Source organism: Mucilaginibacter metallidurans, assembly GCF_003286435.2.
GTDB classification, from domain to species: Bacteria; Bacteroidota; Bacteroidia; order Sphingobacteriales; family Sphingobacteriaceae; genus Mucilaginibacter; species Mucilaginibacter gossypii.
Map to the genome: position 1 here is coordinate 7,055,605 of NZ_CP043449.1, position 20,699 is coordinate 7,076,303.

Here is a 20,699-nt window from a genome sequence, read left to right on the forward strand (position 1 = left end):
GGTTGTTTTGTTTTAGTTGAGGTTGATTTTTCTTAAAATTGCCTATCTTTCAAACCAATGATCAAACTTTACACAATTGTTTCCTTTTGCTTTTTGCTGTTGTTTTCAGTAAGCGACGCTATGGCCCAACAGCCTTTGATCAGCGAAAAGAACAGGCTTCAGCTTAACGATATTTCACAGCAATCGCTCACAAACTATAAAGCATCTCACGACAAGGCAGTGTCATTAGCGGCCACGCATGGATGGACATTATCCCGCCGTACAAAAAACGGCAACCTGGTTACCTTACAGGGAGTTAATAAATTAGGTTTCCCTGTATATCTTATTACGCATAACAATACAACCGCGGCAGCCACCACAGGTACTAATACTTTGCAGCCCGGAGGTTCATTAGGTTTGAACTTGTCAGGATCTTCAGATTTTTTGACCAACAAGCTGGCCATATGGGATGGCGGCGCGGTTTACAAAGCGCACCAGGAATTTGCAGGTAAAACCATCACACTAAAAACAACCGAACCGGTAAATGATCATTCATCACACGTGGCAGGTACCATGATTGCCAAAGGCATTTATGCACCGGCTAAGGGCATGTCGTTTGGGGCAACAACGCTTCAGTCGTATGATTTTAATAATGATGAAACCACCATGAGTGCCACTGCTGCCAATCTTCTACTTTCCAATCACTCATACGGGGTAGTAACGGGTTGGGATTATAATGATTCGGCCGGACGCTGGGAATGGAATGGTTTACCAGGCGACACGGTAGATTATAACTTTGGCTTTTATGATACCAAAACAGCCAACTGGGATAAGATAGCTTATAATGCCCCATATTACCTCATTGTTGAATCGGCGGGTAATGAGCGTTCAAGTAATGGCCCTGCGGTAGGCGAAACCTACTATGGTTACAAAAGTAAAACCGATCAAACTTTTGTGAACAAAGGCGCCCGCCCTGCCGGGATCAGCAATAATGATAGTTATGATATTATAAGCACCAGCGGTAATGCCAAAAACATACTTACTGTAGGTGCAGTTTACCCGCTATTGTATGGGCCAAAAAACCGGAGTGATGTAGCCATAGCGCCTTTCAGTAGCTGGGGGCCAACGGACGATGGCCGTATCAAACCCGATATTGTGGGCGATGGTGTTAACGTACTTTCGGTAGGGGTTGATAACACTACCTCCTACGCTACTTTATCAGGCACCTCAATGGCTGCCCCTAATGTTACGGGCTCGCTTTATTTGCTGCAGGAATACTATGCTAAACAAAATGGAGGAACATTTATGCGGTCGGCCACATTGAAAGGGTTGGTTTGTCATACTGCCTTTGATGCCGGTAATATAGGGCCTGATTATATTTATGGCTGGGGATTGCTTAATATGACCGAGGCTGCACAAGCAATAACCAATAATGGTCGTAAAAGCATGGTAAGCGAAAAAACGCTTACACAGGGACAAACACAAACCTATAACGTAATAGCATCCGGTAACCGCTTACTGGCCGCAACCATATCATGGACCGATCTGCAAGGTACGCCAACCACCGAAGGCGTAATCAACAGCCGAACTCCTAAATTGGTGAATGACCTCGATATCAGGGTGAGCGACGGTACAACAACCTTTACCCCCTGGGTGCTTGACCCTAATAAGCCCGGATTTGCTGCAACTAAAGGGGACAATATCAGGGATAACATTGAACAGGTATATATCCCTAATTCGGTTCCCGGCAGGGCTTATACTATTACAGTATCGCATAAAGGAAGCTTGTCATCCGGGTCGCAGGCATACTCGCTTATTGTTACCGGGGTTGGGGGAACTGCTTACTGTGCTTCGGCTCCGCTTTCAAATGCCGACTCAAAGATTGATAATTTAAAACTCGCTAATATTGATAATAGCCCCGCTGCAGGCTGCACTGGCTACTCGGACTATACCAACCTTACCGTACAACTTGAGCAGGCTAAAACGTATCCCTTGAGCATCACCCTTGGCACTTGCGGCAACAGTTTTAATAAAGCTGCAAAAGTGTTTATAGACTGGAATGCTAACGGTGTGTTTGAAGATAATGAACTGGCAGCAACAACCGGGATCATTAATGGAACCGGTACCTATAATACCAACATTACCGTGCCGGGAACAGTAACTGCCGGGGCTTATAGCCTGATGCGGGTTGTGCTTACTGAAACCGGCGATGCATCAACCATTAAAGCTTGCGGCAGCTATACCAAAGGCGAAACCCAGGATTACCGGGTGCAATTTCTGCAAACCAGTATTGACGCAGGCGTTATTTCCATTGTTAGCCCGGGCAGCAGCGGTTCGTGCTCGGCGAGTACACCGGTTACTGTGAGGCTTAAAAATTTTGGCAACGCGGCTATAAACAATATCCCGGTAACAGTTACCATTACCAATGCCAATAATGTTACAACTACTTACAACGAGATCTATAAGGCATCATTGCCAGCATTGGCCGAGGATAACTTTACCTTTAGCCAGGAGTTTAATGCGGTTGCAGGGGCATCCTATACTATTACCGCTACCAGTAGACTTACCGGCGATCCGGTTAGCAGCAATAATTCGGTTACAGCCAATATCACCATTAATTCGCCGGCAACTATTGGCGATCTGAGTGCTTATTATTGCACCACTACCAATCAATACGAGTTATTTGGCACTGGTGACGGTACTGTACTATGGTATCAGAATGCAACTGATGAATTGCCCATAGCCGCCGGAAGCGAAGCGTTAACAACTCAGGCGCCGGTTAATAATACTTACTATGCAGGCGTTAATGATTTTAGCGGGACAATTGGTCCTGCTACTAAAAGTGTATTTACGGCTGGGGGGTATAACCAGTTTACCCCTTATGTAACTGTAAGCACTAAGGTGCCGGTATTAATTAAAAGCGCGCGTCTTTACATTGGCAATTCGGGGAAAATAACATTTAATGTATCCAATGCTAACGGGCAAATTGTATCGTCGGTTACTATAAATGCTGTTGCAACCCGTACCACTCCTCTGGCAGGCGCACAGCCCGATGACCCTAACGATCAGGGACAGGTGTATGATTTAAACCTGTCGTTACCAGGTGCCGGCAACTACCAGATATCGGTTGATTTTGCTGATCAGGCTACAATATATCGTAACAACGGAGGCGTAACAGGTTATCCGTTTAAGATCGGTAATATATTTAGTATTACCGGTAACAGCGCTACTGCAACCAATGGCGATACTACCGCCTACAAAGGGTACTACTATTATTTTTACGATATGAAGGTGCAAAGCCTGGGCTGTGCATCGGCTACGCGTAAAGCTGTAACGTTGAGCAGACCGCTTATTACCCAAACCAATAACACCCTTAACTCAAACTTTACCGATGGCAACCAATGGCTGTTAAATGGCAATGTAATAAGCGGGGCCACCGTTGCAACTTACAACCCTGTACAAAGTGGAAAATACCAGGTGCAGGTTACACTGGCCAATGGCTGCGTGGCGCAATCAGATAATTATGTTTACGCACGCGAAGGCAGGGCCGGAAATAAAAATGAAATTGGGTTGAGCGTGTTCCCGATACCGGTAAGTACTGATTTAAACGTGGTATTTGCGGCCAAAGAAGCCACCACCATGAAATTATCTCTCATTAATGCTTTAGGTGAAGCGGTTTACCAGGGTGGGCAGCAAAATATTGATCAGGGTAATTACAGCACTATTTTGAATGTGAGCAGGCAAACGCCTGGGGTATATGTGCTTAGGGTATTGCTTGGACAGAAGGTCTATTCGCAAAAAGTTATCATCACCCGTTAGGCAGGTGATGATAATCTCTTTTATTTTTTAGAAGGTATACTTTAATCCCAGTCCGGGTGCGATATCAAAAAATGGCCCTCTTGCCAGTTCAAGTCGCGGATTAAGGTCAAGGCTGATCGCAATTGGCGCATTAGGGATAACATATTCCAAACCGATAACAGCATCGGCACCTATCAGGATGTGTTTGCCGTTGTAGTATTCGTCGTCGCCGCCAAAACGTTTGTAGTAGCCATTGCCTACCGAACCAAGGTGACCGCCAAAGCCATAATAAAAGCTCAGTTTATCAACATTAAAAGCTTGCTGGTTTAATTCATACAAGCCGGTTAATACCACGCCGTGATCGCGGATACCCAGGATGCCTTCAAGCGCGGTGCCTTTATCCATAAAATATTTAACAGAGGGGCCAACCTCGTATGCGCCAAATTTTAAACCTACTGCTGTTTTATAGTCTTGGGCCTGTGAGTTTTTGCTGATCAATAAAAAGGATACGGAAAATAATAAAAGGTACGTTAGTTTTTTCATGCAGATGAATTTAATGATTGACAATAATGTAGCTGTAACAAAAAAGTGACCAGCTTGTTTAGCTCAATTTTGAGCTTTTTTATTTCATGCAAATAAACGCCAGAATTGCTTTTTTATGCTATTGGTGTTTAAAAAACATTGTGCTTTGATTGGTATTGAATTGGTTTTCAATAGAAAAGAATGGTTCCGAATTGTTAAATTAAGTGTCCAAATAAGTTATTTTAGTGAAAATTAAATTGCTGTAATGACTATAAATAGCCTTAAAATAAACAATCCGAAATGCCAGATCCTGTTTTTATCCGTAATATTTTTTATTTTGTCGGGATGTGCACCGGGGCAGCTCGGGCTCAATAACAGCGGTCAGTACCGTAACGGAATGGTAGTTTGCGCATATCCCGATGCCGCACAGGTGGGGCTTGATATATTGAAGAAAGGAGGTAATGCAGTTGATGCCGCTGTAGCAGTGCAATTTGCTTTGGCAGTAACTTTGCCCGAAGCCGGGAACATAGGTGGCGGCGGTTTCATGGTTTACCGTGCCGGTAACGGTAAAACAAGCACACTTGATTTTAGGGAAAAAGGCCCGGGGGTAGCCAATGTTAATATGTATCTTGATTCGGCCGGTAATGTAATCCCCAATATGAGTTTGTACACTCACAAAGCATCGGGCGTGCCGGGATCAGTTGATGGAATGATTGAGGCTCATCATAAGTACGGCAAACTGAAATGGGCCGATTTGATTGAACCGGCCATTAAACTTGCCCGCAATGGTTTTAAAATAACCAAACATTTGGCCAGCGATCTTAACCGTACCGCCGGACAATTTAAAAAACTAAACCCGGGTAAAAATTATTTGGTAAAGGAAGGGGAATGGAAGGAAGGCGATTTATTGATACAGGAAGATCTTGCCAAAACATTTGAGCAGATCCGGGATAAAGGCCGTGACGGTTTTTATGATGGACCTGTTGCGGATTTGATTGTTGATGAAATGAAACTGGGTAATGGCCTTATCACGAAAGCTGATCTCAAAAACTATCATGCTGTTTGGCGTGATGCAATCGTTGGTAAATACAAGGAATACAAGATCATTACCATGCCGCCGCCTTCAAGCGGGGGGATTGCTTTATTGCAATTGCTGAAATCGGTTGAGCCTTATCCGCTGAAAGGATGGGGCTACAATCAGGATTCTACCATCAGGCTTATCGTGGAGGCCGAACGCCGGGTATACGCAGACCGTTCTAAATACCTTGGCGACCCGGATTTTTATAAAGTGCCGGTTGATAGCCTGCTCCAGCCGGCTTATATTACATCGCGTATGAAAAGCTTTAGCTGGGATGCTGCTACGCCAAGTACCAGTATCCAACCAGGCTCATTTGTTGGTTATGAAAGCGACCAGACCACGCATTATTCCATTGTGGACAGGGAGGGCAACGCGGTATCTGTTACTACTACGTTGAATGATAGCTTTGGCTCAAAGATCTTTGTAAGCGGTGCGGGCTTTTTGCTGAATAATGAAATGGACGATTTTAGCTCCAAGCCTGGTGTGCCAAACATGTACGGGCTGGTTGGTGGCAAGGCTAACAGTATCCAGCCTGGCAAGCGGATGTTATCGTCCATGACACCCACCATTATTGAAAAGGACGGTAAACTGTTTATGGTAGTAGGAACCCCCGGCGGCTCAACTATTATTACTTCTGTTTTCCAAACCATACTCAATGTAATTGAATTTAATCAGAACATGCAGCAGGCTGTTGCATCAAAACGTTTCCACAGCCAGTGGCTGCCCGACGAAGTAACTATTGAGAAGGACGGTGTTGACAGTACTACAGTTGGCAAGCTACAAAGCAAAGGATATAAGATTGTAACCACCAAATCCATTGGCCGTGTTGACGCTATCCTCAAAACTAAATGGGGTTATTACGAAGGCGGAGCCGACCCGAGAGGGGATGATACTAAGATGGGTTGGTAGATTAGTTCACTGGTTCATTAGTTCATTGGTGTTTGGTGAGGATGCGCCTGCATAATTTTCAGCTGTACAGTACCAATGAACCAGTGAACAAATGAACAAATGAACAAATGAACAAAGCCCTTGCGTAATCAATAAGCATTTCTTACGTTTGGTATGCATGCATAATAATGTAAAACACCAGGAAACTATCGACTATTTTATAAAGATAGTGTGGCAAACCATGGCTAACCGTTACAACCAGTTGGTGACGGAGTTTGGCTTTACACAATCAATAGGTTACCTGCTCATTAATATCGACGAAAAAGAAGGTACCACCGTATCGCAGGCTGCTGCCTTGCTGGGGCTTAAATCAACCAGCTTGTCGCGCATGCTTAGTCAGTTGGAAACTACCGGGCTGATATATCGCGAAAGCAATGAGGGTGATAAGCGTTCGGTTAAAATTTACCTTACTGCATTAGGTAAAGAAAAACGACATCAGGCCCGTGTAATAGTACGCCAGTTCAATAATTACCTTGATGCTAACATCAGCGAAGCCGATAAACAACACCTCATCGAAACGCTTAAAAAGCTGAACAAGCTTACCGTTAACTATAAACCCTGATTGGTCATTTTGCTCCGCGTCATTGCGCTGCGCTGTCATTATGCTGCGCAGTCATTGGTCATTATGCTTCACGTCATTGCGCTGCGCTGTCATTGGGTCATTATGTTGCGCGTTATTATGCTACGCTTTCATTTTGCTTTGCAGTCATCGAGGCATTTACTTCGTGTCATTAGTCATTATGCTTGGAGTCGTTGAGTTATCGACAGTATGCCAGGCAATGACTTAATGACCAAATGATAAAATGACCGCGCAGCGCCCACACTTTTACTTAAAATCGAGCGTTTTACCTTCGAAATATCCCTTATCGGGTGTTTTAAACGGTGCCTGCTTTTTATTAATTGTTAAAAAGTGTTAAGCTGCCGTTTTTCTATTTTAAAAGAATAAATTTGCCTTTTGAATTGATGAACAGGATACTGTTAGTTTTACTGCTGTTAAGCACCATTGTTTTTGGATGTGTTAAATCATCTGTTGACCCTGCTATACAATACCGGGCACAGGCCGCTATTGATGATAAGATCATCAGCGACTACCTTGCTGCTAATACATCGCTAAAGGCGAAGCGGGTGGATACAACAGGTGTTTATTACATAGTAAACGATGGAGAAGGGGGAGCAGGTAATGTGCTTTACACCAGTTCGACACAGGTTACAGTTGGTTATACCGGTAAAATACTAACATCGGGCGTTGTATTTGCCCAAACGGATCAGTTTCATCCTACCTATATATTGGGGGGGGTAATTAAAGGCTGGCAGTTAGGTATCCCGCAGATCAAACCGGGAGGTAAGGTTCGGTTGCTGATTCCATCGCGTTATGCCTATGGGCCATATGCGCAGGATTCGATACATTTGCCGGCCAACTCGGTACTTGATTTTCAAATTCAGCTGTATAACGTAACCAATTGATAAAGCCAGATAAAAGGGACATATAGCCAGCGAGCAAAAGCTTTAGGCGGTTAAAAAGACAAATTATAATAAATGAAACAAACTATTTTTACGCTCTTAGTACTTATCTCTATAGGCCTTATATCATGCCGGAAAGACAGGAACGATCCGGACATTAAGCAATATGACGACACCCAGATCAAGAATTATATAGCGGCAAACAGCATCACAGGTATGTTGCGTGATACCACCGACGGTGATACAACCGGTATTTACTACAAGATCCTTTCACAAGGCCGCGGTACACCGATGGATTATTCAGATCAGATCTCATTTGTATTCACCGTCCGCACGCTCGATGGTAAGTTTGTATCTGTTGACTCGCTTAATACAAACCATTTTTACGGTTATCTGGGACATGTTAGCAACTCACTGCCCAAAGGTTTACAGACAGCTATCCACAACCTCATAAAATATAAAGGTACGGCGGCAAGGGTGATCATCCCATCACATTTGGCTTATGGCGTTAACGGTTACGGATCGGGCAGCTCAAGCAATGCAAATACTCATATCGGCGGTAACCAAAGTTTGGATTATTATATTAATGTGGTTTCAAACCAAGAGCTGTATGATGATGCTATTATTAAAAATTATATCAAAACCAAAGGGCTTACCGGGTTTACCAAAACAGCCGATGGGGTGTATATAAAAGTAGCTACACCTGGCACCGGTTCTGATTTAATAGACCTCGATTCATACATAACTTGTACCTATTCGGGCAAATATTTAAATGATACAGTGTTTGACAGTACCTCCCTGCAAGGGACAACCTCTTCATCTTTTACAGTTAGCGGTTTAGTTAAAGGTGCCCAGGAAGGTTTAACCGGGCAAACAGCCGGGTCTGCAGTATCTATCATAATACCTTCGAGATTTGGTTATGGCAACACTGGCAGTGGTTCATCAATAGCTGCAAATGTGGTGTTGTATTTTGACTTTACTGTAGCTACGGTTACCAATTAATATATCACTTAGCCAGCGCTTTTTTAAACGCTGCTAAACAACGGTCGCGGGCTTTGCTGTGATCAACAATGGGTTTTGGATATTTGCTGAAGTCGGCATATTCCGGAACCCATTTTTTTATGTATTTAAGTTCCGGGTCAAACTTTTTGGTTTGGGCATCGGGGTTAAAGATCCTGAAGTACGGCGCCGCATCGGTACCTGAACCTGCAGCCCATTGCCAGCCGCCTACATTGCTTGCCATTTCATAATCCAACAGTTTACGGGCAAAATAGCGTTCTCCCCATCGCCAGTCAATCAGCAGGTCTTTGCTTAAAAAGCTGGCCACTATCATACGCACGCGATTGTGCATAAAGCCGGTTGTATTCAGTTCGCGCATCCCTGCATCAATGATTGGGAAACCGGTTTCGCCTTTGCACCAGGCATCAAACTGTTTTTCATCGTTTATCCAATGGATGCGGTCATATTCCGGCCTGAAAGCATGGTCCATCGTATGAGGGAAATGATGTAATATCATCATATAAAATTCGCGCCAGATGAGCTCATTAAGCCAGGTTTTATCATCATGACTGTAGGCCGTAGCTGCCAACTCCCGGATGCTTACGGTACCAAAGCGTAAATGCATGCCAATATGTGAGGTGCCTTTAATGGCCGGAAAATCGCGCTGCTCTTTATAACCTTTAATTACACCTTCATAACTTTTGTCGGGCAGGGGTATATTGCTTTTTTCAAAGCCCATTTCTTTTAACGATGGGATAGGAAATGCTTCGGTTTGATAAAGATTTTTAAGATATTTTTTTGTTGGATAGGCCTTTAAATAAAATGGTTTTAGCGTACTGTACCATTTACGCTGATATGGAGTGTAAACGGTGTAAGGCTTGCCATCGTCTTTTATAACTTCATCCTTTTCAAAAATTACCTGGTCTTTATAGGTTTTAAATGGGATGCCATGCTCTTCAAGTTTTGCGCGTACCCTATCATCGCGTTTAGTGGCGTAGGGTTCATAGTCGTGATTGGTGTAAACCGCGGCAATGTTATGGTCTTTGATGAGCTTATCCCAGGCGTGTATTGCTTTATCATAAAGTATCAACATAGTGCTGCCATGCTTATGCAATGCTGTACTTAAGCTTTCAATAGTTTGATAGATGAACGTAACGCGGGCATCGTCCTTATCTTGAAGCTTGTCAAGAATTTCTCTATCAAAAATAAATACGGGTAAAACAGGATTGCCGCTTTTAAGGGCATAATAAAGGCCTGCATTATCATCAAGCCGTAAATCGCGGCGGAACCAGAATATGCTAACCGGTGTTTTATGATCCATAAATTTCACTTAATGCTGTATCTATATCAGCAAATTTAAATTTGAAACCGGCATCTTCAATTTTTTGTGCCGATACTTTGGTACTGCCCAGTACTATACTGCTCATCTCGCCCAATAAAAGTTTGAGCACAAATCCCGGCACATTTGGCGCCCACAGTGGTTTATGTAATTGTTTGGCAACTGCCTGGGTTAATTGCTTATTGGTGACAGGATTTGGTGCAACCATATTGTAAACGCCGCTAAGGTTCTTATTTTCGATCCCTAAAAGGTACATATCCACAACATCCTGCCAATGGATCCAGGGCACCCATTGTCTACCGCTGCCAATGGGCGAGCCAACATATAGTTTTATAGGTTTTGCAAGGGTTGGTAATGCACCGCCATCTTTATCCAGTACTACACCGGTACGGAATTTCAAAATTCGAATCCCAAACTTTTGGCCCTCATCAACGGCAGCTTCCCACAGTACACAGCATTGGGATATAAAATCCCTGGCCGGAGCGCTTGTTTCATACATCAGTTCATCCCCACGGTCGCTGTAATAACCAATGCCTGATGCGGAGATAACTGAAGTAACCTGATGCTGTTTGCGTTTCAGCAGATCATACACCAGCTCAATTGATTTTACGCGACTCTCGATCAGGTCTTTTTTACGGGCATCGGTCCAGTGCTTTTCAGCAATGCCCGAGCCGGCCAGATGCACGATGGTATCAATCCCGTCGATACAATGCTCATCAATGATGCCTTTGTTGATATCCCATACAAATGTCTTTACCTGCGGATTGTTACCGGCTTTTCTGCTTAAATGACTTACGGTATAACCCTTAGCCAATAATGCTTTAGTGAGATGTGTTCCCAGTAATCCCGATCCGCCGGTTAGTAGTATACTTTTCATTTTTGTTAGTTCATTAGTTCACTGGTTCATTAGTCATTGGTTGCCTGTTTGGTTATACAAGTGGTCATTAGCAGGTTTTAATAGCTACACAACAAGAATTTGCGCCTTACACCAATGAACAATTGAACTAATGAACCAATGAACATCATTCGCGGTAATTAACAATTTCCCTTGCCATACCGTTAAATATAAAGAGGTGGAAAGGCCACATGGCATACCAGTACAAGCGGCCCCACAGGCCGTTGGGCCTAAAGGTAGCTACCTGGCTTAAACTTTGCTTACCATGGCGTTCAATTATTTTAAATTCAAGCCATGCTTCGCCCGGTAATTTCATTTCAGCGTACAGGAGCAGGCGTTTGTTTTCGCGGTCGGCCAGCAAAACCCGCCAAAAATCAATTACATCACCCGGACTTATATTGATATTGCTTGTGCGCCCCCGGCGCGAGCCAACACCACCAAAGATCTTATCCAGGAAACCGCGGATGTTCCATATCCAGTCCCAATAATACCAGCCCCGGTTGCCGCCTATAGAAAGCACGTTGGTAAACACTTCGTTGGCCGGGCGTTCAAAAGGCATTTTTACTTTGTATTCCTGCGTGCCGTTTTGAGGTACCTTGATCTGGTCCATAAAACCGGGATTAAGGTAACCCTGGTTAAAAGCATCTTTCCAGCTGGAAACGATGGAGTTTTGCTCAATTTTAACAAAGGCAAGCTCAAGGCATTCTTTATAAGTAAGGCATTTACGTGGCACAACTTCATCAATGCCATGATCATGCATAATGGTTTCGTTCTTCATGCTGTTTACAAGGCTTTGAGCAAGTGTAAAGCTTGTAGAAGTAACAAAATACAGCCAATACGATGATATTTTAGGAGATAGGAAGGGTATGGTTATAATGTACCTTTTCAGCTTACGTACCTCAGCATAAGTAAGCATCATCTGCCTGAAAGAAAGGATATCCGGCCCGCCTATATCAAAGGCCCGGTTGTAAGATTTTTCATTTAGCATTACACCTTCCAGATAACCAAGTACATCACGGATGCCAATGGGTTGGGATTTTGTATTGACCCAACGAGGAACGGTCATCACAGGAAGCTTTTCGGTAAGGTCACGAATGATCTCGAACGAGGCACTACCCGAACCGATGATAATAGCCGCCCGCAAAACGGTTAAGGCGGCTTTGCCTTCTTTCAGTACATCCTCCACATGCCGCCGTGATTCCAGGTGGCGCGAAAGATGTTGATCGTTGGTTATCCCGCTTAAAAATATGGTTTGTTTGCACCTGGTTTTATCAAGTGCCTTTACAAAGTTATGGGCCGAAAGAGCCTCGAGCGCGGCAAAATCATGAGTTTGCGCCATGGAGTGCACCAGGTAATAAGCTGCATCGAGATCTTCAGGAAATGCTTCGATATTTGACTCTTTAAGCAGATCGCCGGTAATTAGGGTGACTTTACCGCTAAAATCGCTATGCTCGTGAAAACGACGTTTATCACGTACCAGGCAAACTACATCATGGCCTTTCTCCAGTAAAACCGGGATAAGCCGCGTACCTATATAGCCGTTAGCACCAGCAAGTAAAACCTTCATGCATAGTGAAACAACAAAAAAGGCAGGCTGTTTTAAGCTAAACGCCTGCCTTCATAATAAATTAATAAATAGTTATATCCTATATGTTTACACTATCAGTCACTACCACTTTGCTGCACAGTGGCTTAGCGTATTCTTCGGCAAATATCACATGGGTAGGGTCAACCTGGTAAGCTTCCTGCGCTTCGGGGGTATCAAATAAAATCAACAGCGATACATCGTAAGAGCGGTCAATTACATCGCGATTGGTATCGGCCGGCACGCCGATATGTATATCGCGGATATGCGGAATAGGCAGAAGGATATTAAGCCCTTCAATCAGTTTATCTTTATCGGCTTTGTTTTTAAGCCAGAAGTGTACATGGTGCACAAAAGTGTTTTGGAGTATTGGCATAAGGGTATTATGGATTTAATCAAATATAGATGAATAATTTGCTTGTAATGTTCGCTGTAAACTGTTTTAATACTCCAATACAACGTGCGGTTTAAAAGTATCCGTTTTAACTTTTGCCTTTAGCTCATGTAAAATATTATACAACCCAAAATTGGTGCGGTTTACGTAGATAAAATGTTTAACGCCCCGGGCTTGTTTAAATTCCGGCATTTTTGATATACGCTCGCCAAAACCATACAACTGATCAAAAAAAGCCGTCTGGCTAAAATCAAAAGTATCGGTAATATACGGCAGGGCGAACAGGCTTATCATCTCCTTATACTGGGTATAATAAAACTCGATCTGTGCCGGGGTATCTCCTTTATGGATCATATCCAGCTGGCGGAATGCCTTGATGGTTTCTTCCTTGTTATCCAGTAAATTGGTTGATGTAAGGGAAAAGAACGGATAATAAAAGTCCTCGGGCATTTCTTTAATGCAGCCAAAGTCAATGACGCCCAGTTTACCTTCCGGCGTGATCATAAAATTACCGGGATGCGGGTCGGCATGTACGGCGCGGAGCTCATGTTGTTGAAAGTTGTAAAAATCCCACAAAGCCTGACCTATCTGGTTGCGAAGATCCTGCGATGGATTGGTGGCCAAAAACTCTTTCAGGTGTTTGCCTTCCAGCCAGTCCATGGTAATGATACGCTTGCTGCTTAGCTCCGGGTAATATTTAGGGAAAACAACATTGTTAAGATTGGCACAGGCATTGGAAAACTCAACAGACCGGCGAACTTCAAGCTCGTAATCGGTTTCCTCGAGCAGGCGTTCTTCAACCTCTTTCATGTAAACATCCAGTTCCTTCTCGCTCATGCCCAGCATCCTGAAGGCAAAAGGCTTAACAAGTTTCAGGTCAGACGAGATAGAATCGCCTACACCAGGGTACTGGATCTTAACTGCAAGCTTTTTGCCATTTAGCTCGGCCTGGTGAACCTGGCCTATCGAAGCTGCATTGGTAGATCGGATATTGAACTTATCAAAAATCTGATCGGGGTTTTTGCCAAAATACTTCCTGAATGTTTGCACAATAAGAGGCCCGGAAAGCGGCGGAGCATTATATTGCGATTGGGTAAACTTATCAACATAAGCTTGCGGCAGCAGGTTTTTATCCATGCTGAGCATTTGCGCTACCTTGAGCGCGCTACCTTTAAGCTCACTTAATGATTGATAGATATCAGCGGCATTATCCTCGTTCAACTCCGATTTATCCAGATCAGGGTTGAATAGCTTTTTGGAGTAATGCTTAATATAGTTGCCGCCAATTTTAATACCTGTTTTTACAAATTTGGCCGACCGCTGTACTTTGGTAGTGGGTATGCTATTTTGTTCGGGAGTGGCTCCCGGAGTTTCATCTGCCATAATTTTAAAATCCCATCTTATCCTTTATCCCGCCGTTTTGCACCAAAAACTTACCATATTCAAAAAGGTTGTCGATAGGTGAGCGTTGAAAAAGATCAAAAGTTACATTAATGCCTTTTTCGATGGCCTCATCGGTTTTCTCAAAGCTGGCCGAGTTATCGTTGATCCAGAAGTTAAGTACGAAGACGAACTGGATCCATAAGGCGTCTTTATACTTTTTGGAGAAGTATTTACGATCGCTTAGTTCGGTGCTTTCAATTCCTTCCTTCAAAATCTCATCTGCAAAGCCCTCAAAAAGGTCTTTCAGCGGACTGAATACCCTGGGCGTAGTAAAACCTTTAGGCTGCTTTTTAATGCTGTAAACCGCGAAGCTGCGGCTGCTTTTCAACAACTCAAAAAAACCGTAAAAAAATGATAAAGCTTTTTCACGTGCTGTATAGCCTTCCCAAACTTCCTGGGCACGGATCTCGGCCAGTGTTTTGGTGGCAAAACCAGCCCAAATGCCCTGTTCAACCGCTTCAAATGAGCCATAGAACTGGTAAAATTCGGCTTCGCTCATTTCATTTTGCTTTGCGAAGATATAAACCGATTTAGGCTGTTCGCCTTCGGTTAACACATAATCGATATAGGCGTTCTGGATGTTTTCGATAGTTGCCATGTTGATTGGGATTAATTTAATTGTACTTGAAACTAACATCATGTCGACTCACCCCGACATCGCTGCGCATGCCACCCCTCTCTACGCAAGCGTAAAGAGGGGGCGTTTACCTTTTATATTTTTCCTTACCCTCTTTGCGGCGAAGCCGGAGAGAGGGTGGTCCAGCGAAGCGCAGATCGGGTGAGTAAACTGCGCCAGGCTGTTTATAATTACAAAAACTGCTCCACCACCTGTTGCAGCTGCCTGGCCTGCACCACGCCGCTTTGGCGCCATTTGCTTTGCCCTTTTTGAAAAATCATGAGGGTTGGTACGCTTTGTATGCGGTAAGCACTGGCTGCAGCAGGATTTTTGTCAATATCTATTTTGATGATCTTTACCTTATCACCTAACGCTGTTTTAACATCGTGCAGTATAGGCGGCATCATTTTACAAGGCCCGCACCATTCGGCCGAAAAATCGACCAGCACCGGTGTTTCTGATGCTATTATTTCCTGGAAATTTGCCATAAGTATTTTATTAGTTCATGGGTCATGGTTCATAGATCATAGAACGAATCGCTTTATAGATGACAGGATATCAAATTATTACCTGTCAATCCATGAACTATCATCTATGAACCACGAACTACTCAAATTTAACCATTAACTCGTGTAAAAGTTTAGGATATTAACTATGAACCCTCATCTATGAGTTATATTTACTTTATGCAAACAAAACTAAGCACTTACCTATTCTTGGCGGTCCTTGTATTGCCTTTTTCGGGTGTGGCCCAGGGCACTGTTATACCGCTTTGGCCAAACGGAGCGCCGGGATTTGAAAACCGCCGCAATGAGCCCGAACAGGCTAAAGACTATTGGGTTAAAAATATTCACAATCCATCACTTACTGTTTTTGCGCCGCCGAAGGATAAAGCCAATGGCGCCGCGGTGGTGATATGCCCCGGCGGCGGCCATCGTTTGCTGGTATATACTGCCGAGGGTATTGACCCTGCAAAATATCTTAATACTTTAGGTGTTACCGTTTTTGTACTGAAATATCGTTTAGGCAGAGATACACTATCACCATACAAAATTGATGTACATGCCAAACAGGACGGCTACCGGGCGATGCGGCTGGTACGCAGCAAAGCAGCTGAATATGGTTTGGATACAAACCGCATCGGGATGATGGGTTTTTCGGCAGGCGGCGAGGTAGTTGATATGGTTGCTTATGGCGAGGGTAAAGGTGACCCCGGAGCTGCTGACCCGGTCGACAGGTTAAATGCCCGTCCCTCGTTTTTGATCCAGATCTATCCGGGACCCCTTTATATTCCCGATAAACTACCTTATGACGCCCCGCCGGCGTTTTTGTTAGCCGCCAATGATGATGTTTGCTGCTCTCCATCGGTAGTAAAATTACTGCAGCGTTACCGGGAAGCGAAAATACCGGTTGAAGTACATATTTATACCCAGGGCGATCATGGCTTTAATATGGGTTATCGATCAAAGCTGCAAAGCATCAGCACATGGCCCCAGCGCATGGCCGACTGGTTGAGCGATAATAATTACCTGCACCCGGCAACAGCCAAAAGGATGAAACTTCATTAAGTACGGTAAAAAAATAGGATTATAAAAAGAGAGGCATATGCATAACTTAACAGCATAGCCTCTTCTTTTAACAATAGCCCTATTGTACCCCTACGTTCGGGACTAATGTATCTTGTACCAGCTTTTGGTAAAAGCTCTGCGTTTTGTAATGAATCTCCCCGGTTCGTATTAATTCATTTTTATACAATTTTCCACTACTTCGGTACGCCGGCTAAATGAATAAGTGGCGTCATTAACAAATTTGTAACTCAGCGTAGCTGTTTTTACTGTTGAAACCAATATTACGTCTGAAGCATTATCAACCACAAGTACACCATTCGTATTACTGTTTTGTTCAGGTGCTGATGATGTACTGGTAAGCATCAGGTTAGTATACTTTTCAGGCTGTGTTGATTGGCTTACTGTATAAGTAGTGTTTATCTTCTCATTACCCGAAGATATATTGCTCACCCAACTTGCACCCGTTTTTAATGCTTCCGAGTTATCTGCAACCAGGTTTAAGCGTGTGCCGGTTATAAACTGATCCTGTTTAAAACCTGCGAATAATAACAGCGTATCGGTAGCGTATCGCTCATCCGGATCATTTACATCGGTTATGATCCCATTTTTATCAATGCTGAGCGTTACCGATTTGCCTATAAGACTTTGCAGTGCCATCTGGATATATGAGCTGGTATCGGCAGGCCTGTCTGAGCTGTATTCCATTTTTTTACCAAAGGCATCCATTGTATCGTTGATGTGACTTGTGGTAACAGTTAAAACAAACCCGCTACGGGTAATACCTGTAACCTTATAGGTTTTTGACATTGATGATGTTGTATTGATATTGAATGTTTGCTTCCCCCGCTGCAATATACTTGCCGCACTTATATAGGTTGTTTTATTGTACTCATCGCCCTGCTTAAACGTAAGTTCGCGGCGTTGGGCTTTGCTGACGCAGGCTGTGAACAGCAATAAAGCCATTAATGCCGTTTTTATATTGAAGAGGTGTGTTTTCATTTTTTTAATCGATTTATATTATCCCCTGTTGGATTGAAAAACTAAATCTAAATCGCTGTTTACTAATGGTTTGGCATATGGGTGGGTGGCGGCATGTGCGTAGGCGGTGGCATATGCGTTGGGGGTGGCATATGCGTAGGCGGCGGCATATGAGTAGGCGGCGGCATATGGGTTGGCGGTGGCATATGTGGCCCCGGTCCCGGTGGCGGCGGAGTGGGCGGAATGTTAGGTGGTTTAATCGGTGGCACTGGTATTACCGGTTTATACGGCGGTGGAGGTAGTGGCGGCACTGTGGGTGGCGGAATTACCGGTGGCGGTGGTGTATAAGGAGGTATCGGTGGTGGTACATTCCAATCCGATTGATTGTTTCTGCTTTGGGCAGAAGTCCGCTTAATGCTTATAACTAAAGTTGCGGACACGACTAATGCTGCTATGATTATCTTTTTCATAGATTTTATATGTTTTAATGAAATAATTAATTTTTTGCTGAGAAGGAATTATCGTCGGCTTAGGGAGAGCGGATAACCAATAGAGAACACCATATTGGCCTTATCATTGGTATACCGGGTAAGGTTTGCAACCCCCACAGCTAAACTCAAAGGCACGGGGAACGGCCTGATGCCTGCTGAAATACCAAGGTTCATGCCGGTCCATTCGGCATTCACGTTCACATGCTGGATAAGCTCATAAGATATACTGCCAAATACAGCGGTGCCGTGTTTTCCTTTGCCTGCAGCTATATCTTTCGGACTTTTTTCATAAAACCTGCCGCTGCCAATACCAATTGTATAGCTGAGCCTTGAGCAGCCTGGCGTTAATGATTTAATAGTTTGTACAGCGTGGCTTACAGCCATATAAAAGGTCGAACCTGATGCGTCTGATTGCCTTACGTTGGCAAACATCTGCAAAGCCCCGGCCGAAATGCTTGTACCTGCAAATAATTTACGGCTTACAATGAAGTTACCTGAGAAATCCCTGAACCGGTGCACATCCGTTATATTTAAACTGGCGGCAAAGTTTATTGCTTTTACAGGGTTGCCAACACATGCACCCACCGAGGCAATCAGGTCGGCTTTGTTGTCCCTGTACACTTCAGGGTAGGTAGCGCCAAGGCCTCCAAACAGATAGGTGCCGTATCCCCCAAAGCCCGATGGAATTAATATGCCGCCGGGGGCATCACTTGGGTAAAGCTCATTTTGTGCTGATATTGTTTGCTGGTTGGTTTGAGGGACAGGGGCCAGAAAGTTGTCTATTTTTTGCATGAGTTCTTTTTCAAACTGGTTTTGGCTATAAGCAGCTTGTGTACTCAAACAAAATGCACCGGTAACACAGCAAATAATTGCCCATATTTTGGTTTTACAGATCATTTTAGTAAACGGATTAGGTGTGTTTTGATGATTGTGATGAACAGATCAACGCCAGCAGGCAATGATCTAATGTATGCAATTTACCTGCAAAAAAGCAACCGGTAATTTTTTGTTTTGGGGATAAAACGGCTGGTTTATTAACGGAGCTGCGGGGCTTGTCATAATAAAATTTAACGTGCTGCTGGCAGCGGGCGTTACACCAGAGGTACATGATTGTGGCTTTTTCATTGTGATTTGGATTGTTTTTATATCACAAGTTTACGGAGCCCGGGGAGGGCACACAATACAAAGTAGTTTGTATTTTGAGCTGATTGGGTTGGGAAAGCTTAACCGGGATGTTTTTACAAGAGATACAAAGCAATAACGCCTCCTTACATTTAGTGCAGGGAGGCGTTATGAAAATTTCTAAATAATGAGCCAGGTTACTTCTTTTCATCAAGTACAACCCACCTGTTCGCTGTATTATTCAATCCTTCAATAACAATCTTATAAAATTTAGAGGGCATATTTTTAACATCAACCAGCACATGCTCATTAGTAACCGGTACAGTAGCTAACAGCTTATAATCATCGGCCTTACCTTCTTTAAAAGTATTATCGGCTGCTACCCAAACCTTAACACTGCCTTTGGGATCCAGCGCTTTCCATGTGATATCCAATAAGCCCTGCACATAGTTAGCGGCAGGCTCTGCCACTGATAGCGGACCGATAAGCGAGATCCCATCCATCTCACGTTGTTGTGCTTCGGGTACTTTTACATTTAAAAAACTATTGATAGAGGGCGTTATATCAACAATACCCGGGGTATAGAATTTAGCATAGTTATTAAGCGGGCGGTAGCTGGTAACCATCCAGGTTGAGCGCTGGCGGGTGCTTTGACCACCGTGATTTTTACCGGTTGCTTCGTCGCGGCCATGATCTGTTGTGATAAAAATCAGCCAGTCTTCTTTAAAATGTTGCTTCCTGTATTGTATTGCTGCCCAGATCTTGCCTACCTGTGCATCCATTTTTTCAATAGCATCATAATATTGCGGGCTATCGCCGTATTTATGCCCCATATCATCGGTATATTCCAGATATACCCATGAAAGGTCGGGAGCTTTATCTTTAATACAATCCGCTGCCGCTGCTGCTACCTGCTCATCTATCAGGTGCATATAGTTCCCGGCTTTATCATGCGGAAATTTAACCGTATCCAGTTCATAACCATCATAAGCAAAATCAGGATGGATGTTACCTGCTGCGGATAACCGGTCCCCAATTAGCTTGGTGCGGTTATCTGTCCAACTGCTAAATACGGCTGTCTTTTTGTTGGGATAAGAATTTTTAAACATCCGGAATATATTCCAGTAATTATAGTTTGGAGCCTTGATGTCGTTGCCCCAAACGTTGTGTTTGTTAACCCAGGTAGCTGTAAGTAAGCTGTTGTAGCCATTTGCCGATATGGTTGGCGTTTGCGAATAACCACCTTTTTCGCCGCCAACATGCGCACGAAGGTAGGTACCCTGCTTAGCTATCAGTTTCAGGTTAGGGGTATTCAATTTTTCAATAACATCTGCCGGGATGCCATCAGCAATAATAAAGACTGCTTTGCGGGTTTGGGCGGTGGTATTTAGCCCGGCCGATATCAGGAGGAAAAAAGCTGCGGTTTTAAGTAGATTTCGCATCGATATAAGTAAGTGTTTTTAAAGGGCTAAATTACGGTGTT

At 43.8% G+C, this 20,699-nt stretch carries 17 protein-coding genes; 6 read left to right on the forward strand and 11 right to left on the reverse strand.

From position 1 onward, the window contains the following. Positions 1–57: 57 nt before the first annotated feature. The gene (locus DIU38_RS30460; protein WP_112653226.1) at positions 58–3,798 is read left to right on the forward strand and encodes a S8 family serine peptidase; all 3,741 of its coding nucleotides are present in this window, start codon (positions 58–60) and stop codon (positions 3,796–3,798) included. Between the two features lie 27 nt (positions 3,799–3,825). On the opposite strand, the gene DIU38_RS30465 is transcribed toward DIU38_RS30460, so the two are convergent. After that, positions 3,826–4,320: a hypothetical protein gene (locus DIU38_RS30465; protein WP_112653225.1), complete on the reverse strand. Its 495-nt coding sequence runs from the start codon at positions 4,318–4,320 to the stop codon at positions 3,826–3,828. A gap of 244 nt (positions 4,321–4,564) precedes the next feature. Between DIU38_RS30465 and ggt the strand changes: the two genes are divergently transcribed. From ggt to DIU38_RS30485, 4 genes are all read left to right on the forward strand, one after another. Further along, the gene (ggt, locus tag DIU38_RS30470) at positions 4,565–6,286 is read left to right on the forward strand and encodes a gamma-glutamyltransferase (protein ID WP_112653224.1); all 1,722 of its coding nucleotides are present in this window, start codon (positions 4,565–4,567) and stop codon (positions 6,284–6,286) included. A 157-nt stretch (positions 6,287–6,443) separates the two neighbouring features. Then, the gene (locus tag DIU38_RS30475; protein WP_090530294.1) at positions 6,444–6,887 is read left to right on the forward strand and encodes a MarR family winged helix-turn-helix transcriptional regulator; all 444 of its coding nucleotides are present in this window, start codon (positions 6,444–6,446) and stop codon (positions 6,885–6,887) included. Between the two features lie 401 nt (positions 6,888–7,288). After that, positions 7,289–7,789: an FKBP-type peptidyl-prolyl cis-trans isomerase gene (locus DIU38_RS30480; RefSeq protein ID WP_112653267.1), complete on the forward strand. Its 501-nt coding sequence runs from the start codon at positions 7,289–7,291 to the stop codon at positions 7,787–7,789. 72 nt (positions 7,790–7,861) lie between these two features. After that, positions 7,862–8,788, forward strand: coding sequence for an FKBP-type peptidyl-prolyl cis-trans isomerase (locus tag DIU38_RS30485; RefSeq protein WP_112653223.1), 927 nt, complete (start codon positions 7,862–7,864; stop codon positions 8,786–8,788). A 4-nt stretch (positions 8,789–8,792) separates the two neighbouring features. Here DIU38_RS30485 and DIU38_RS30490 read toward each other — a convergent pair whose 3' ends face one another. The 7 genes from DIU38_RS30490 to trxA all read right to left on the reverse strand — a co-directional run bounded on the left by DIU38_RS30490 (position 8,793) and on the right by trxA (position 15,545). Continuing rightward, positions 8,793–10,106: a cryptochrome/photolyase family protein gene (locus DIU38_RS30490; protein ID WP_112653222.1), complete on the reverse strand. Its 1,314-nt coding sequence runs from the start codon at positions 10,104–10,106 to the stop codon at positions 8,793–8,795. Beyond that, positions 10,096–11,001: a TIGR01777 family oxidoreductase gene (locus DIU38_RS30495; protein ID WP_112653221.1), complete on the reverse strand. Its 906-nt coding sequence runs from the start codon at positions 10,999–11,001 to the stop codon at positions 10,096–10,098. The genes DIU38_RS30490 and DIU38_RS30495 overlap by 11 nt, the downstream gene beginning before the upstream one ends. A gap of 145 nt (positions 11,002–11,146) precedes the next feature. Further along, positions 11,147–12,586 carry an SDR family oxidoreductase gene (locus tag DIU38_RS30500; protein WP_112653220.1) on the reverse strand — a complete coding sequence of 480 codons (1,440 nt, stop codon included), beginning with the start codon at positions 12,584–12,586 and terminating at the stop codon, positions 11,147–11,149. Between the two features lie 79 nt (positions 12,587–12,665). Then, complete coding sequence (locus DIU38_RS30505) at positions 12,666–12,980, reverse strand: Dabb family protein (protein WP_112653219.1); 315 nt, start codon at positions 12,978–12,980, stop codon at positions 12,666–12,668. Positions 12,981–13,046: 66 nt separating this feature from the next. After that, positions 13,047–14,381 carry an ABC1 kinase family protein gene (locus DIU38_RS30510; protein ID WP_112653218.1) on the reverse strand — a complete coding sequence of 445 codons (1,335 nt, stop codon included), beginning with the start codon at positions 14,379–14,381 and terminating at the stop codon, positions 13,047–13,049. Positions 14,382–14,385: 4 nt separating this feature from the next. Then, positions 14,386–15,039 carry a TetR family transcriptional regulator C-terminal domain-containing protein gene (locus DIU38_RS30515; protein WP_112653217.1) on the reverse strand — a complete coding sequence of 218 codons (654 nt, stop codon included), beginning with the start codon at positions 15,037–15,039 and terminating at the stop codon, positions 14,386–14,388. Positions 15,040–15,248: 209 nt separating this feature from the next. Next, positions 15,249–15,545 (reverse strand): thioredoxin, encoded by a 297-nt coding sequence (trxA, locus tag DIU38_RS30520; protein WP_090530271.1) that lies wholly within the window; start codon positions 15,543–15,545, stop codon positions 15,249–15,251. A 180-nt stretch (positions 15,546–15,725) separates the two neighbouring features. Between trxA and DIU38_RS30525 the strand changes: the two genes are divergently transcribed. Beyond that, positions 15,726–16,625: an alpha/beta hydrolase gene (locus DIU38_RS30525; protein ID WP_243771219.1), complete on the forward strand. Its 900-nt coding sequence runs from the start codon at positions 15,726–15,728 to the stop codon at positions 16,623–16,625. A gap of 168 nt (positions 16,626–16,793) precedes the next feature. Here DIU38_RS30525 and DIU38_RS30530 read toward each other — a convergent pair whose 3' ends face one another. The 3 genes from DIU38_RS30530 to DIU38_RS30540 all read right to left on the reverse strand — a co-directional run bounded on the left by DIU38_RS30530 (position 16,794) and on the right by DIU38_RS30540 (position 20,658). Then, positions 16,794–17,624 carry a DUF6263 family protein gene (locus tag DIU38_RS30530; protein ID WP_112653214.1) on the reverse strand — a complete coding sequence of 277 codons (831 nt, stop codon included), beginning with the start codon at positions 17,622–17,624 and terminating at the stop codon, positions 16,794–16,796. A gap of 497 nt (positions 17,625–18,121) precedes the next feature. Further along, complete coding sequence (locus tag DIU38_RS30535) at positions 18,122–18,991, reverse strand: hypothetical protein (RefSeq protein ID WP_112653213.1); 870 nt, start codon at positions 18,989–18,991, stop codon at positions 18,122–18,124. Between the two features lie 422 nt (positions 18,992–19,413). Further along, complete coding sequence (locus tag DIU38_RS30540) at positions 19,414–20,658, reverse strand: alkaline phosphatase family protein (protein ID WP_112653212.1); 1,245 nt, start codon at positions 20,656–20,658, stop codon at positions 19,414–19,416. Between the last annotated feature and the right edge of the window lie 41 nt (positions 20,659–20,699).

What these genes read in the sequence shown, in the direction of transcription:
- DIU38_RS30460 (WP_112653226.1), top strand. Translation starts at nt 58, where the DNA reads ATGATCAAACTTTACACAATTGTTTCCTTTTGCTTTTTGCTGTTGTTT.
- ggt (WP_112653224.1), top strand. Translation starts at nt 4,565, where the DNA reads ATGACTATAAATAGCCTTAAAATAAACAATCCGAAATGCCAGATCCTG.
- DIU38_RS30465 (WP_112653225.1), bottom strand. Translation starts at nt 4,320, where the DNA reads ATGAAAAAACTAACGTACCTTTTATTATTTTCCGTATCCTTTTTATTG.
- DIU38_RS30515 (WP_112653217.1), bottom strand. Translation starts at nt 15,039, where the DNA reads ATGGCAACTATCGAAAACATCCAGAACGCCTATATCGATTATGTGTTA.
- DIU38_RS30480 (WP_112653267.1), top strand. Translation starts at nt 7,289, where the DNA reads ATGAACAGGATACTGTTAGTTTTACTGCTGTTAAGCACCATTGTTTTT.
- DIU38_RS30505 (WP_112653219.1), bottom strand. Translation starts at nt 12,980, where the DNA reads ATGCCAATACTCCAAAACACTTTTGTGCACCATGTACACTTCTGGCTT.
- DIU38_RS30475 (WP_090530294.1), top strand. Translation starts at nt 6,444, where the DNA reads ATGCATAATAATGTAAAACACCAGGAAACTATCGACTATTTTATAAAG.
- DIU38_RS30495 (WP_112653221.1), bottom strand. Translation starts at nt 11,001, where the DNA reads ATGAAAAGTATACTACTAACCGGCGGATCGGGATTACTGGGAACACAT.
- DIU38_RS30490 (WP_112653222.1), bottom strand. Translation starts at nt 10,106, where the DNA reads ATGGATCATAAAACACCGGTTAGCATATTCTGGTTCCGCCGCGATTTA.
- DIU38_RS30540 (WP_112653212.1), bottom strand. Translation starts at nt 20,658, where the DNA reads ATGCGAAATCTACTTAAAACCGCAGCTTTTTTCCTCCTGATATCGGCC.
- DIU38_RS30525 (WP_243771219.1), top strand. Translation starts at nt 15,726, where the DNA reads ATGAGTTATATTTACTTTATGCAAACAAAACTAAGCACTTACCTATTC.
- DIU38_RS30500 (WP_112653220.1), bottom strand. Translation starts at nt 12,586, where the DNA reads ATGAAGGTTTTACTTGCTGGTGCTAACGGCTATATAGGTACGCGGCTT.
- DIU38_RS30530 (WP_112653214.1), bottom strand. Translation starts at nt 17,624, where the DNA reads ATGAAAACACACCTCTTCAATATAAAAACGGCATTAATGGCTTTATTG.
- DIU38_RS30510 (WP_112653218.1), bottom strand. Translation starts at nt 14,381, where the DNA reads ATGGCAGATGAAACTCCGGGAGCCACTCCCGAACAAAATAGCATACCC.
- trxA (WP_090530271.1), bottom strand. Translation starts at nt 15,545, where the DNA reads ATGGCAAATTTCCAGGAAATAATAGCATCAGAAACACCGGTGCTGGTC.
- DIU38_RS30485 (WP_112653223.1), top strand. Translation starts at nt 7,862, where the DNA reads ATGAAACAAACTATTTTTACGCTCTTAGTACTTATCTCTATAGGCCTT.
- DIU38_RS30535 (WP_112653213.1), bottom strand. Translation starts at nt 18,991, where the DNA reads ATGATCTGTAAAACCAAAATATGGGCAATTATTTGCTGTGTTACCGGT.